Genomic DNA, 13,628 nt, shown 5'->3' with positions numbered 1-13,628 from the left:
CTGACAAGCTTACAGGGACGTACTTGCAGCGTCCCCGCACTCCGACACCGCCGCGCCATCCCACGGAGAGCCCGCTTTTGATTTTGCTGTTGAGGTTGCCGGCCAGCGGCCGGCACTACCGCGAGTGCAGGGCTGCAAGCCCTGCCGAACAACCCCTTAATCGTGCCCGCTGTCGTCCAGGCTGATGATGCCGCGCCGCAGCGCCTGGGTCACCGCGTGCGTGCGATCGCCCACGCCCAGCTTGTCCATCAGGCTCTTCATGTGCGCCTTCACCGTCTGCTCTGAAATCTGCATCCGCTCGCCGATGCGCTTGTTCGACAGGCCACCGGCCACGTGCCGCAGCACTTCGGTCTCGCGCGGCGACAACCGGTCTTCCACCACATGCGCGGCGATGCTCGCCGCCACCGCTGGTGGAATCGGCGCGCGCCGGCCGCCCGCAACCATGCGGATCGTGTCGACCAGCTCGTGGCGCAGCATGTCCTTCAGCAGGTAGGCGCTGGCGCCGGCCTGCAACGCCCGCACCGCACGTACGTCACCGCGGTAGGTGGTCAGCACGATGATGCGCGCGCGCGGGTCCATTGCGCGGATCCGCACGATGGCCTCCACACCATCCAGGCGGGGCATCTGCAGGTCCATCAGCACCACGTCCGGCTGCAGCTGCTGATAGTGTGCGATGGCTTCCTCGCCGTCGGCGGCTTCACCGAGCAGGCGCAGATCGGGTTGTGCGCCCAGCAGGGCGGCCAGGCCGTCACGCAGCAGCGGGTGGTCGTCGACCACCAGTACGCCGATCGGGGCAGGGGTTTCAGTCATGGCTCGTTCTACTCCAGGGCCAGCGCCAACGTGATGGGCGGTGGTGATACAGGCGCCGGGCGGGAACTGCCAGCGCGACTTCGGTCCCCAGCCCGGGGCGGGTCCACAGCTGCAGTTCCGCGCCAAGGCGCTGCGCGCGCTCGCGCATGCCCTGCAGGCCCCAATGGCCATGGCCGGCATTTTCGTCGGCGATGCCCACGCCATCATCGCGTACGTGTAGAAGGAAGCACCGCGTGCCGTAGGACAGCTCCACTTCGATGGCGCTGGCATTGGCATGGCGCAGCGCGTTGCGGATCGCCTCGCGTCCGATCAGGAACACTTCCTCGGCGGCATCGGCCTGCAGCGGTGGGTGGGGGCCTTCCACGGTCAGGCGCAGCGGATTGGTGCCGTGCCCGGCATACTCGGCGTGCACATCGGCCAGTGCCGAAGCGAGGTCGTGACCCGCGAACGGCCCCTCGCGCAGCGCATTGACCCGCTCGCGGCCCTCGGCCAGGTTGCGCTCGGCCAGCTGCATCGCCGACTCCAGCTGGCTGCGCACCGGCTCGGGGGTCTGGGGTGACTGGCTGATCGCATGCAGGCGCAGGATAAGGCCCTGGCTGCCCTGCAGCAGGGTGTCGTGCAGGTCGCGCGCGATGCGTTCGCGTTCGCCATTGCGTTCCTGCAGGCGCGCACGGAACAGCGCGGCCAGCTGCCCGCTGCGGATGCGTACTGCCAGCACCAGTAGTGCGAGCACGGCGGCGGTGCACAGCAGTTTGAACCACACGGTCTGGATGAAGGTAGGCGCGATGCGGAAGCTGCGGCTGGCCGGTGCGGTGCTCCAGATGCCGTCCTCATTGGCGGCTTCCACCTCGAACCGGTAGTTGCCTGGCGCGAGGTTGGTGTAATACGCGCGGGTGCTGCTGCCCGCGTCCTGCCAGCCATCGTCAACGCCGGACAGGCGATAGCGGTAGCGGTTGCGTTCCGGGCGTGCCAGCGACAGCGCCACGTAGTCGATCTGCAGCTGGCTGGTGCCGGCGGGAAGGCGCAGTCCATCGCGTAGCGGCTCGTGCTTGCTGCCATACAGCACTTCGCCGATGCGCACGCTGGGGGCCATCGAATTGACATGGGAGCGGGTAGTGTCCAGCCAGGCCAGGCCCTGGTTGGTGGCCAGCCATAGCAGGCGGTCGTCGGCCAGCGTCGCGGTTGCGATTGGTCCACTCTGCAGGGCAATGCCAGGCATGCCGTCAATCGCGTCGAACAGGCGTGGCGTGACCGGTAGTCCGCTGCGCAGGGCGCGGCGCAGCTGCCCGCTTTCCATCCGCACCAGGCCACGGCTGCCATTGAACCAGAGGTGTCCGTTCGGATCGGCGACCATGCCGGTGATGCCTTCCAGGACGCCGGCCATGTCGGTGCGCACCGGAACGAAACGTCCAGTGCCCAGCCGCGCAGCCAGCCCGGCTTCGCCGGCGACCAGCAGCAGGTCCTGGTGATGCAGCATCGCCGTGATCGGCCCCACCGACAGGCCCTGGCTGGCATCGACGCTCTCGATGTGGTTCGCACTCATCCGGCGCAGGCGGCCGTCGGCATAGCCAAGCAGCAGCTGGCCTTGGGCATCCAGCGCCAGCGACGAGCAGGCCTGTTCGGGCAGGCGGACCTCGCGCTGCCACTGGCCGTGCTGGTAGTGCAGCACCCCGCGTTCGCCGGCGCACACCCAGGCCTGCGCGTCGTCAGGGAACAGCAGCGCATGCAATGGTTGCCCGGTGAACGGGGCCGGCAGCGGGATCAACGAGGTGTGGCCGGCGACCGTGCGCGCAAGATTGACCCAGTCGAACTGCCAGATCGGCGTGGGTGCCTGGCGTGCGGCGGCCTGCAACTGCGTGGCGCTGCCATCCAGCAGCGTGCGTCGCAGATCGTAGGGCTTGAGGTCTTCGCCATAGCCATACACGCGGCCATCGCTGGCACGCACCAGCGAGCGGTAGGGATCGCTCGGGCCGACCACCAGGGTGTGCACGCTGCGCGCGCGGAAGCGGTTGAGGCCGAGATTGGTACCGACCCAGAGATTGCCTTCGCGATCGACGATGATCGGCACCGCCGAGGTGGCGGTGAGTCCGTGCGGCGAATCGAAGCGCTCCATGCGTACGGCCCGGGTGCCGTCGAAGGTGATACGGGCAACGCCGCCGTGCGGGCTCATCGTGGCCCACAGCGCGCCATCGGCAGTGAACTGCAGGCGCGCAGCAACCAGTTCCGGAAGACGCCGCGCTTCACGTTCGCTGGCCGCCAACAGGCCCTGCGCGTTGGCCAGGGGCAAGGTGCCGCGCACCCGGTCGGCCAGCCACACTTCGCCCTGCGGGCTTTCGGCCAGCGTCGCCATCTGCGAGACCGCGATGCCGGTGTCTTCGAACGCGGCCTGGCCGGCCGCACGCATCCAGACCTTCAGGTCGGCCAGGACCCAGAACGTGTCCCGGCTGTCGTGCAGCAGCCACTGCACACGGCGCTCCGGCAGCCCTGCATTGGCCTGCAGTGGCTGCCAGCGTTGTCCATCAAAGCGGCGCAGCCCGCCATTGATCGCCGCCCACAGCTGGCCCCCGCGATCCTGGCTGAAGTGCGGGACCACACCGACCGGCACTCCCTGTTCGCGGCCATAGCTGTGCAGCCGCCCCTGCGCGAACCGGCTGATGCCGGCCTGGAAGTAGCCGATCCACAGGGCGCCATCGCGGCCCTGTGCCAGCGTGACCATGTTGGTGGACGGGAACTGGCTGCCGACGGGCGCCGCCTGCCGTTCGAAACGACGGCCATCGAAGCGGTACAGGCCCGAGCCCGTGGCCAGCCACAACAGGCCGTCGCGGTCCTGGGCAATGTCCCAGATATCGCCGGGCGCGCCCTGGCCGACCCGCCAGGCAGTGTGCTCGAAATCGGGCAACCCGCCGCTCACCGGCGGGCGCTGCACGGCAAGGGCGGGCAGGGCGGTCAACAACAGCAGGCACGTCAGCAGCGTCGGCAAGCGACACAGGAACGGGAAGGGGCGGCCTCGCATGGCGCGCATTCTGGCAGGTGTGGGGCAGCCCGGGGTGACCCGAACGGGGTAGGCGGCATGCGCCGGCGTCGGCTATCACGCCGGCATGTCCCCTGGAGCCCCGCCATGCAGCGCCTGTTCGTGATGTTCCCCGACCGCGGTCCGGGCATCGGCCTGCTGTGGCTGCGGCTGTGCCTGGCCGCCGCGCTGTGCACCTCTGGCCCGCATGCGGGCGGGTGGTCGGCGCTGTGCCTGCTGGCGGCGGCCATGCTCATGCTGGGCGTGTTGACGCCACTGGCAGTGCTGCTGGCGGCCGTGGGCATGTTCGCGCAGCAGGCACCGTGGCCGCTGGTGGCGTTGCCGCCGGCGCTGCTAATGGTGGGGCCGGGGGCCTATTCACTGGATGCGCGCTTGTTCGGGCGCCGCCTGCTTGGCCGTCGGCCTCCCCCATTCGGGTAGGTGCTGGCCTCGACCGACGGGGGTAGGGCATCGCGCAGCGGCCACGCACCATGGGGCACCCCCTCGCGGCGTCCCGCATGGCCACCGTTTTCCCGCCTGATCCGCCCGCCGCATCACTGGCACCGCAGCAGGCTGCCGCGTTGCAGCGCGCCCTGCGCTATGTCGATGCGCACCTGTCGCAGCCGCTGCGGGTGACCGAGCTGGCGGCAGCCGCCTGCGTCAGCCGCTTCCATCTGGTGCGCCTGTTCCGCACCGGTACCGGCGCCAGCCCGCTGCGCTATGTGCGCCGGCGCCGCATCGAGCGTGCGCGCCAGTTGCTGCCGGGTGCGCAGCTGCCGATGGCCTGCCTGGCCCAGCAGTTGGGCTTCTTCGACCAGAGCCACTTCGTCCGCAGCTTCCGCGCGGAGACCGGCTGCAGCCCCGGCCAGTACCTTGCCGGCGATGCGGCCCTGTTGCTTCCCCTTGATCGTGTTTCCAACGGAGTCCACCCATGAGCCTTGCCACCGCTACTCCCGCCCCGGCGCTGCTGTCGCCGACCGACCATGCCCTGGTGCTGATCGACTTCCAGTCGCAGATGGCGTTTGCCACCCACACCATCGACATCTCTGCGCTGCGCAACAACGTGTCGCTGATCAGCAAGGGTGCCAAGGGCTTCAACGTACCGGTGGTGCTGACCACCGTCGCCGAAACGTCGTTCTCCGGCCCGATGTTCCCCGAACTGCCGCAGATCTTCCCGGGCCAGACGGTGTTCGACCGCACCTCGATGAACACCTGGGAAGACCAGCCGGTGATCGATGAGATCAACCGCATCGGCAAGCGTCGTCTGGTTGTTGCTGGCCTGTGGACCAGCGTCTGCATCGTCGGGCCGGCGCTGTCGGCGTTGGCGCAGGGCTTCGAGGTGTATGTGATTACCGATGCCTGTGGCGATGTCAGCGAAGAGGCGCACGAGCGTGCGATCACACGCATGGTGCAGGCCGGCGCGGTGCCGATGACCAGCGTGCAGTACCTGCTTGAGCTGCAGCGCGACTGGGCACGCGGTGAAACCTACGATCTGACCACCGGCATTGCCCGCGACCATGCTGGCGGCTACGGCATCGGCATCCAGTACGCCAAGAGCATGTTCGGCGCGCAGGAAGGCGGGCACTGAGCATGCTGGCCGGCCATGGCCTCGACCTGGCCCTGCTGATGCTGCGTGTGGCGGCAGGAGGCTTCCTGCTGCCGCACGCGCTGGGCAAGCTGTTCGGCTGGTTCGGTGGGCCGGGGCTGTCCGGCTTCGCTACCGAGCTGCGCGGCTTCGGGCTGCCAGCGGTGGCACCGTTGCCGTTGCTGCTGGCGCTGCTGCAGGTGCTGTCCGGGCTGGCCGTGCTGCTGGGATGGCAGACCCGCATCGCCGCGCTTGCAGCGGCCGCCTTCATCGGTTTCACCGTCCTGTTGGCCCTGCCCAAGGGCTGGTTCTGGATGCGCGGTGGCAGTGAGTACCCGTTGATGTGGACCACGGTACTGCTGGCCATCGCGCTGGCCGGGCCCGGCACCTTGGCACTGGACGTCCATCGTCTTCCGGGAGACCTCGCATGAGTCACGATCCACTCGATCACGGCCGCCGCAATGTGGTGCTGGCCAGTGGCGCTGCCGTAGCGCTCGGCCTGGCCGGCCGCGCCGGTGCCGCACTCGATTCCACTTCCAAGGAGCGTCGCATGAGCACGCTGGTCATCCGCAATGCCCGCATCACCACGCTCGACCCGCAGCAGCCGCATGCGCAGGCGCTGGTCGTGCAGGAAGGACGCATCGTTGCCGTCGGCAGCGATGAGGAGATCATGCGCGGCTGGGGCAATGAAGCGACCCTGATCGACGCCCAGGGGCGGCGCCTGCTGCCCGGCCTCAACGACAGCCATACCCACCTGATCCGTGGTGGCCTGAACTACAACCTGGAGCTGCGCTGGGACGGCCTGCGATCGCTCGGCGACGCGCTGGACATGCTGAAGGCCCAGGTCGACCGCACGCCCGCACCGCAGTGGGTACGCGTGGTCGGTGGCTTCACTGCCGCGCAGTTCAACGAGAAGCGCCTGCCGACGCTGCAGGAGCTCAACGACATCGCGCCGGATACGCCGGTGTTCCTGCTGCACCTGTACGATCGCGCGCTGCTCAACCGTGCCGCGCTGCGCGCCTGCGGCTACACCAAGGACACGCCGGATCCGCCGGGCGGGCAGATCGTGCATGATTCACTGGGCAACCCGACCGGACTGCTGCTGGCCAAACCGAATGCGCTGATCCTCTACGCGACGCTGGCCAAGGGCCCGCGCCTGCCGATCGAGTACCAGGCGAACTCGACGCGTCACTTCATGCGTGAACTGAACCGTCTCGGCATCACCTCGGTGATCGATGCCGGCGGTGGCTTCCAGAACTATCCCGAGGACTACCAGGTCATCGAGCAGTTGCATCGCGATGACCAGCTGACAGTTCGCATTGCCTACAACCTGTTCACCCAGAACAAGGGCAGGGAAGTGGACGACTTCCGTGGCTGGAGCGAGATCCTGCAGCCGCGCCAGGGCGATGACCTGCTGCGCCACAACGGTGCCGGCGAGATGCTGGTGTTCTCAGCGGCCGACTTTGAACTGTTCAACGAGCCCCGCCCGGAACTGCCGCCGGAGCTGGAGCCCGAACTGCACGACGTGGTGAAGCTGCTGGTCGAGAAGCGCTGGCCGTTCCGCATCCACGCCACTTACGACGAGAGCATCACCCGCATCCTCGATGTCTACGAACAGGTCAACCGCGAGGTGCCGTTCGATGGCCTGCACTGGTTCATCGACCACGCCGAGACCATCACCCCGCGCAACATCGAACGCATCCGTGCGCTGGGTGGCGGCATCGCCGTGCAGCACCGCATGGCCTACCAGGGCGAAGCCTTCGTCGAGCGCTACGGCGTACAGGCGGCGCGGCATACGCCGCCGGTCAAGCGCATGCTGGCCGAAGGCGTGCCGGTCGGTGCCGGTACCGATGCCACCCGCGTGGCCAGCTACAACCCGTGGGTGGCGTTGTCCTGGCTGGTGACCGGGCGCACCGTGGGCGGGCTGGCCCTGTATGGCGATGAGAACCTGCTCGAACGCGAGCAGGCGCTGCGCCTGTGGACACAGGGCAGCGCCTGGTTCTCCGGTGACGAAGCGGTGAAGGGCACGCTGAAAGCCGGTCAGCTGGCCGACTTCATCCTGCTCTCGGCCGACTTCTTCCGCGTGGATGACGCGCAGATCGCCGACATCACCAGCGTGCTGACCGTGGTCGGCGGACGCATCGTGCATGCAGATGCCGACTATGCAGGGCTGGCGCCGCAGCTGCCGCCTGCGATGCCGGACTGGTCGCCGGTCAACCGGTTCGGTGGCTACCACGTCGGCGGTGCGGCCACCGGGTTGGCCACCACCCATCGCCGCCATCACGGCGTGGCCTGCAGTACCCACGGTGCGCACGGGCATGCCGCGCAGCACGCGGCGCCGACCAATGACCTGACCGCGTTCTGGGGCGCGATGGGATGCTCGTGCTTCGCTTTCTGAGCCTGGCGCTGCTGGCCGTGCCATCGCTGGCGCTGGCGTGCGGGGGGGGGCGCTGCACTGACGCCGGTGACGGTCAATTGCAGTGGGATGCGTCACTGCGCCTGCGTGGCCTGTACTACGATCCGACCCGGTTCGGTATCGGTGGCAGCGAAGATGGCCATGGCCTGCTGCGTGCGCTGGCCTCGGCCACCTATGTGGAGGACCGCTGGCAGGCAAAGCTGCAACTGGGCGTGCATGCCGAGAATGGCAAGGCCGGCGGCCCGGGCCGCACCGACCGCAGCGCATTGGACGTGCAGCAGGCGTACTGGCGCTGGCAGCGCAGCGGCTTCCACCTGCAGCTCGGTCGGCAGGAAGCCGGCTACGGAAGCTCACGGTTGTTGTCGGTGCGCGATGGGCCGAACATCCGCCTGGCCTTCGATGGTGCGCGCCTGGGCTGGAAGGGCCGCCTCGGCACGCTTGATCTGATGGCACTGCGACCGGTGCAGAACCGGCCGGGTGCCTTTGATGATCGAGGGGAACACGGTGCCCACCTGTGGGGTGCCTACGCCACCACGGCACGCGGGCAGGGCGCGGGACAGTGGGACCTGTATCTGCTCGACTATCGCCGCGAGGGTGCGCGCTTCGCGGCGGGCTCCGGCATCGAACGCCGGCAGACCGTGGGTACACGCTGGTTCGGCCAGGCCGGTGCACTGGACTGGAACAGCGAGCTGGTGGCGCAGGGCGGTGAACTGCGAACGGCCGTCGGCACGCTCGATATCCGCGCCTGGACGCTGGCCACCGATACAGGGTGGCGCTGGACGGAGCTGCCGCTGCAGCCGCGTCTGGGGCTGAAGGCCGACATCGCCAGTGGCGATGGCAATCCGCGTGACGGCCGCCTGGGGACCTTCAATGCACTGTTCCCGAAATCGGCCTACTTCAGCGAGGCCAGCCTGCTGGCCCCGGCCAACCTGATGGACGTGCAGCCGACCCTGAGCCTGCGCCTGCACGACACGGTGACGACGGAGCTGGGCGTACAGATGGCCTGGAAGCATCGTCGCGCCGATGCGGTCTATACCACGTCGGCGCCGTTGGTGGCGTTGCCAGGCAGTGCCGGTGCTGCGCGCCGCATCGGTAATCAATACAAATCCGAAACCCGCTGGCAGGCCAGCGAACACTGGCAATGGCAGCTGCAGCTGGCCTGGGTCGATGCCGGTCCTGCACTGAAGCAGGCCGGCGGCCAGGACACGCTGTTCGCCTCGATCGTTGGAGCATGGCAATGGTGAACGCAAACGCGTCGCAACCCTCCGCACAGGCCGCAGGTGCCTGGTCCCCGCTGAAGATCCAGATGTTCCGTTCGATCTGGCTGGCAATCCTGGCCAGCAACATCGGCACCTGGGTCAACGACGTGGCCGCCGCCTGGGTGATGGCCGAACGCACCGGTTCGCCGCTGATGGTGGCGCTGGTGCAGTCGGCCACAACGGTACCGATCGTGCTGTTGGCACTGGCGGCCGGAACGCTGGCCGACATTGTCGATCGCCGGAAGTACCTGTTGGCGACCCAGGGGTGGATGCTGCTGGTGGCCGCAGTGATGGCCGCGCTGACGGCGATGGACATGCTGACCCCGCAGTTGCTGGTGCTGTTGACCTTCTGCATGGGCTGCGGTGCGGCAATGGCGATGCCAGCGCAGGCGGCGATTGTGTCCGAGCTGGTGCCGCAGCCGATGCTGGCCTCGGCGGTAGCCCTGAACTCGATCGGTATCAATATCGCGCGTTCGATCGGCCCGGCCATTGGTGGCGTGATCGTGGCGCAGCTGGGTGCGGTGTGGGCGTTCGGCTTCAATGCCATCACCTTTGCCGCGATGCTGTTCGTGGTGTGGGGCTGGAAGCGTGATCCCAAGCAATCCAGCCTTCCGCCGGAAGGTTTCGGTGCCGGCTTGAAGGCGGGCCTGCGCTATGCCAGCCGCGCTGGACGCCTTCAGGCCGTGCTGATCAAGTCGGTGGGCTTCTTCTTCTTTGCTGCGGCGATGAATGCACTGCTGCCGGTGGTGGTGCGCGGCCAGATGCAGGGTGGGGCGGGGCAGTACGGCATGCTGCTGGGTTGCATCGGTATCGGTGCAGTGGGCGGGGCCTTGCTGCTGCCGAAGCTGCGCGCGCAGCTGGATCGCGACCTGCTGGTGCTGCTGGCCACGCTGTCGCTGGCGCTCAGCCTGGTCGGGCTGGCGCTGACCCGCAGCTGGTACGTGCTTCCGGCTGTGATGCTGGTCAATGGCTTCGCCTGGATCACCGTGCTGTCGTCGCTGCAGATCGCCGCGCAGACGGCGGTGCCGGCATGGGTACGTGCGCGTGCGCTGGCGCTGTACATCATGGTGTTCTCGGCCGGCATGGCGGCCGGTGGCCTGAGCTGGGGCGCGTTGGCACAGCGCACCTCGCCGGAGCTAGCGTTGCTGGTGGCTGCCGCAGGTGCGGTGATCGGCGGACTGCTGGTGTGGCGCGTGCGGATTGCTGGCACCGAGGATCTGAACCTGCGTCCGGCCGGGCACTGGCCCGCACCCGAGCTGTCGGTGCCGGTGTCGAACGATCGCGGCCCGGTGCTGGTCACCATCGAGTACCGCATCGACGGTGCTGATCGTGCCGCGTTCCAGTCGCAGATGCGCGCGCTGGGCACGATCCGCCGCCGCGATGGCGCGGTGGTCTGGGGCGTGGTCGAGGACGTGGCCAGTCCAGGCATCCACCTGGAGTATTTCGTGACCCCGTCGTGGCTGGAGCACCTGCGCCAGCACGAACGCATCACCGCTGATGACAAGGCCATCCAGGAAGTGTTGCGGGAGCTGCATCGCGGTGAGCGTGCCCCCGTGGTGCGTCACTTCGTGGGCGGGCATGACCCGCTGCCTGCCGCCGTGCCGCATCACCACACCGACATCTGACCCGCCGGTGGTAGAGCCGGCCGCTGGCCGGCTGTGCGTGATCACGATGGGTGATGGGGTTGCCGGCCAGCGGCCGGCACTACCGAAGCAGAGGCCGCCGGCCGGCTGTGCGTGATCACGATGGGTGATGGGGTTGCCGGCCAGCGGCCGGCACTACCGAAGCAGAGGCCGCCGGCCGGCTGTGCGTGATCACGATGGGTGATGGGGTTGCCGGCCAGCGGCCGGCACTACCGAAGCAGAGGCCGCCGGCCGGCTGTGCGTGATCACGATGGAGGATCGGGTTGCCGGCCAGCGGCCGGCACTACCGAAGCAGAGGCGGTTGACCCGTCGGTGGTAGAGCCGGCCGCTGGCCGGCTGCGCGTGATCACGATGGTGATCGGGTTGCCGGCCAGCGGCCGGCACTACCGAAGCAGAGGCGGTTGACCCGTCGGTGGTAGAGCCGGCCGCTGGCCGGCTGCGCGTGATCACGATGGGTGATGGGGTTGCCGGCCAGCGGCCGGCACTACCGAAGCAGAGGCGGTTGACCCGCCGGTGGTAGAGCCGGCCGCTGGCCGGCTGCGCGTGATCACGATGGATGATCGGGTTGCCGGCCAGCGGCCGGCACTACCGAAGGGGCGGCGGCGCCGTTACGGCGCCGCCGCGGTACATCAGCTGCGTGCGAACGCGAGCAGGTCGGCGTTGAACTGGTCGGCGTGGGTGACGGTCAGGCCATGCGGTGCACCGGCGTACACCTTCAGCTCGGCATCCTTGATGATCTGCGAGGACAGCTTCGCCGAGGCATCGAACGGGACGATCTGGTCGTCATCGCCGTGTACCACCAGCGCCGGCACGTCGATCTTCTTCAGGTCCTCGGTGTAGTCCACTTCCGAGAATTCGTGCACGCAGTCGTACTGGCCCTTGACGCCGCCGAGCATGCCCTGCAGCCAGAACGAATCACGCATGCCCTGGGTAACGGTATTGCCATCGCGGTTGGCACCGAAGAACGGTGTGGTCAGGTCCTTGAAGAACTGCGAGCGGTCACCGCCCGTGCCCTTGCGGATGCCGTCGAAGACGACCAGCGGGGTACCGGCCGGATTGGCGTCGGTTTTCAGCATCAGCGGCGGCACGGCGCCGACCAGCACCACTTTTGACACGCGCTTGCTGCCGTGGCGGCCGATGTAGTGGGCCACTTCGCCGCCGCCGGTGGAATGGCCGACCAGGATCGCGTCCTTCAGGTCCAGCGCCTCGATCACCGCGGCCAGGTCATCGGCGTAGGTGTCCATGTTGTTGCCATCCCAGGTCTGGCTCGAACGGCCGTGGCTGCGACGGTCGTGGGCGATCACGCGGAAGCCGTTCTGGCCCATGAACAGCATCTGCGGGTCCCAGGCATCGGACGACAGCGGCCAGCCGTGGGCGAACACGACCGGCTGGCCGGTGCCCCAATCCTTGTAGAAGATGCGGGCGCCATCGGCGACGGTGACGTAATTGCTCATTGCGGGTTCCTTGGCGGAAGGGAGGGAAGGCACTGGCAGCGGTGCCGGTGCCTTCGGCAGTACATCGCAGTGCACATCGGACGGCTTGCACGGCTGTGCTGGATTGCCCGGACTGTGACGCGTATCGCTCTGGCATGAAGCGGCCACCGCACAGACGATGGCGGCAGCTGGTCGAGGAGCCCCCGATGCCGAGAATGCGATGCAGCCCACTGTTGTGCCTGATGCTGGTCACGGCGGTTCATGCGCAGACCAACGTCTACAAATGCGTGGACGGGCCACATCCGGTCTATCAGCAGACACCCTGCCAGGGGCATGCGGAATGGCGCTGGGAGGTGCCCGAGGAGCAGTCGCTGTCACGCGGACCGGTGCCAAAGCCGGCCGGCGCGGGCAGCGCGGTGCCGGCGCGACCGCGCACCGTGCGCTCGGGGCGGCCGCAGGCCGCGCTGATACCCATCAGCACGGACCCCAGGGCCTGTGAGCGCGCACGACAGCGCCGCGGGGAGGTGCTGGCCAAGGCCAAGCGCCTGGACTTCGTACAGCGTCGGCAGCTCGATGACGCGGTGTACGACGCGTGCCGCTGAATCCGGTAATGATGGAAACGACAACGGCGCCCAAGGGCGCCGTCGTGCGGGACTACTGTGCGCTGGCCTTCAGCGCCCGTCGCTGGCGGCAGCCGGTGTCGGCGAGGGCACGCCTTCCGGCTTGGGCAGGCTCAGTTCCGGGTTGCCCTGTTCGGCCTGCAGGATCTGGATGCGGCGCTGCAGGGCATCCAGCTGGCTGTTGGTGCTCTGCACGTCGGTGCTGAGGCTGACTGCCTGCTGCTGCGCCTGCTGCAGGGCCGCGCTGACCTGGGCCGACTGCGCCTGCTGTTGTTCCATTTCCTGCTGCAGGGTGCGCAGGCGCTCCTCGTTGTAGGCCACCAGGCGCTCGGTGTAGCGCTTGCCGGCTTCCAGGCGGGTCGTATCGATGTAGACCTGCGCCAGCTGTTCCGATTGCTGGGCAAAGGTGCGGTAGACGCGCTCGGCGTTGTCGACCGCATCGGTCTTGATCACCCGCCAGAAGTTCTTCTCCTGGAACAGGGCGACGTAATAGGTCAGGGTGTTGGCGTTGAACAGCAGGCTGGCGCCATAGTTGCCGTTGTAGGTCGTGCGCAGCTCGGTCAGCTGGCGCGAATCCATCAGCTGCTTGAGTTCGTCAACGGTATTGCGCACCACCGGCGCGCTGCGTGCGGCCGGCTCTGCGGCTGCTTCGCGGTCGCCACGGGCAGCCATGGCCGCCGGTGCCACCAGCATCATGGCCACGGCCAGCAGTGCCGCGCCGCGCGCGTGCCGGGCGAAGACCGCGCCCCCTGAAGTTTCTCGCATGTCTAGACCATCCACGGATGAGTGTGGGTTGAGATGAAGGTGGTTCCCCGCCGGGAGTCTAGCATGGGCGCGGGCGCCGCCAAGGGC

12 protein-coding genes are annotated in these 13,628 nt (G+C 68.2%); 8 read left to right on the top strand and 4 right to left on the bottom strand.

Going from position 1 to position 13,628, the window contains the following annotated elements:
* Window positions 1-156: 156 nt before the first annotated feature.
* Window positions 157-810 carry a response regulator gene (locus tag CKW06_RS14285; protein ID WP_012480561.1) on the bottom strand — a complete coding sequence of 218 codons (654 nt, stop codon included), beginning with the start codon at window positions 808-810 and terminating at the stop codon, window positions 157-159.
* The gene (locus CKW06_RS14280) at window positions 803-3,832 is read right to left on the bottom strand and encodes a sensor histidine kinase (RefSeq protein WP_024956236.1); all 3,030 of its coding nucleotides are present in this window, start codon (window positions 3,830-3,832) and stop codon (window positions 803-805) included. The genes CKW06_RS14285 and CKW06_RS14280 overlap by 8 nt, the downstream gene beginning before the upstream one ends.
* Window positions 3,833-3,928: 96 nt before the next feature.
* Here CKW06_RS14280 and CKW06_RS14275 point away from each other — a divergent pair, with 96 nt between their 5' ends.
* From CKW06_RS14275 to CKW06_RS14245, 7 genes are all read left to right on the top strand, one after another.
* The gene (locus CKW06_RS14275) at window positions 3,929-4,261 is read left to right on the top strand and encodes a hypothetical protein (RefSeq protein ID WP_024956237.1); all 333 of its coding nucleotides are present in this window, start codon (window positions 3,929-3,931) and stop codon (window positions 4,259-4,261) included.
* Between the two features lie 50 nt (window positions 4,262-4,311).
* A complete protein-coding gene (locus CKW06_RS14270; RefSeq protein WP_050426933.1) occupies window positions 4,312-4,755 on the top strand; it encodes a helix-turn-helix transcriptional regulator in 444 nt (147 codons plus the stop codon).
* Window positions 4,752-5,408 (top strand): hydrolase, encoded by a 657-nt coding sequence (locus tag CKW06_RS14265; RefSeq protein WP_024956239.1) that lies wholly within the window; start codon window positions 4,752-4,754, stop codon window positions 5,406-5,408. The genes CKW06_RS14270 and CKW06_RS14265 overlap by 4 nt, the downstream gene beginning before the upstream one ends.
* Before the next feature lie 2 nt (window positions 5,409-5,410).
* Window positions 5,411-5,836: a DoxX family protein gene (locus tag CKW06_RS14260; RefSeq protein ID WP_024956240.1), complete on the top strand. Its 426-nt coding sequence runs from the start codon at window positions 5,411-5,413 to the stop codon at window positions 5,834-5,836.
* A 119-nt stretch (window positions 5,837-5,955) separates the two neighbouring features.
* A complete protein-coding gene (locus CKW06_RS14255) occupies window positions 5,956-7,803 on the top strand; it encodes an amidohydrolase (protein WP_024956241.1) in 1,848 nt (615 codons plus the stop codon).
* On the top strand, window positions 7,782-9,065 hold the full coding sequence (locus CKW06_RS14250; protein ID WP_024956242.1) for an alginate export family protein: 1,284 nt from the start codon (window positions 7,782-7,784) through the stop codon (window positions 9,063-9,065). The genes CKW06_RS14255 and CKW06_RS14250 overlap by 22 nt, the downstream gene beginning before the upstream one ends.
* Window positions 9,059-10,705 (top strand): MFS transporter, encoded by a 1,647-nt coding sequence (locus CKW06_RS14245; RefSeq protein ID WP_024956243.1) that lies wholly within the window; start codon window positions 9,059-9,061, stop codon window positions 10,703-10,705. The genes CKW06_RS14250 and CKW06_RS14245 overlap by 7 nt, the downstream gene beginning before the upstream one ends.
* Window positions 10,706-11,352: 647 nt before the next feature.
* On the opposite strand, the gene CKW06_RS14240 is transcribed toward CKW06_RS14245, so the two are convergent.
* The gene (locus CKW06_RS14240) at window positions 11,353-12,177 is read right to left on the bottom strand and encodes an alpha/beta fold hydrolase (protein WP_024958103.1); all 825 of its coding nucleotides are present in this window, start codon (window positions 12,175-12,177) and stop codon (window positions 11,353-11,355) included.
* 185 nt (window positions 12,178-12,362) lie between these two features.
* Between CKW06_RS14240 and CKW06_RS14235 the strand changes: the two genes are divergently transcribed.
* A complete protein-coding gene (locus CKW06_RS14235) occupies window positions 12,363-12,758 on the top strand; it encodes a hypothetical protein (RefSeq protein ID WP_024958102.1) in 396 nt (131 codons plus the stop codon).
* A gap of 69 nt (window positions 12,759-12,827) precedes the next feature.
* On the opposite strand, the gene CKW06_RS14230 is transcribed toward CKW06_RS14235, so the two are convergent.
* The gene (locus CKW06_RS14230; protein ID WP_024958101.1) at window positions 12,828-13,541 is read right to left on the bottom strand and encodes a DUF2968 domain-containing protein; all 714 of its coding nucleotides are present in this window, start codon (window positions 13,539-13,541) and stop codon (window positions 12,828-12,830) included.
* Window positions 13,542-13,628 lie beyond the last annotated feature (87 nt).

It is taken from the genome of Stenotrophomonas maltophilia (assembly GCF_900186865.1).
In the GTDB taxonomy this organism is placed as follows: domain Bacteria; phylum Pseudomonadota; class Gammaproteobacteria; order Xanthomonadales; family Xanthomonadaceae; genus Stenotrophomonas; species Stenotrophomonas maltophilia.
Note: the sequence above shows the minus strand (reverse complement) of the source record. Positions and strands in the feature narration are given on the sequence as shown.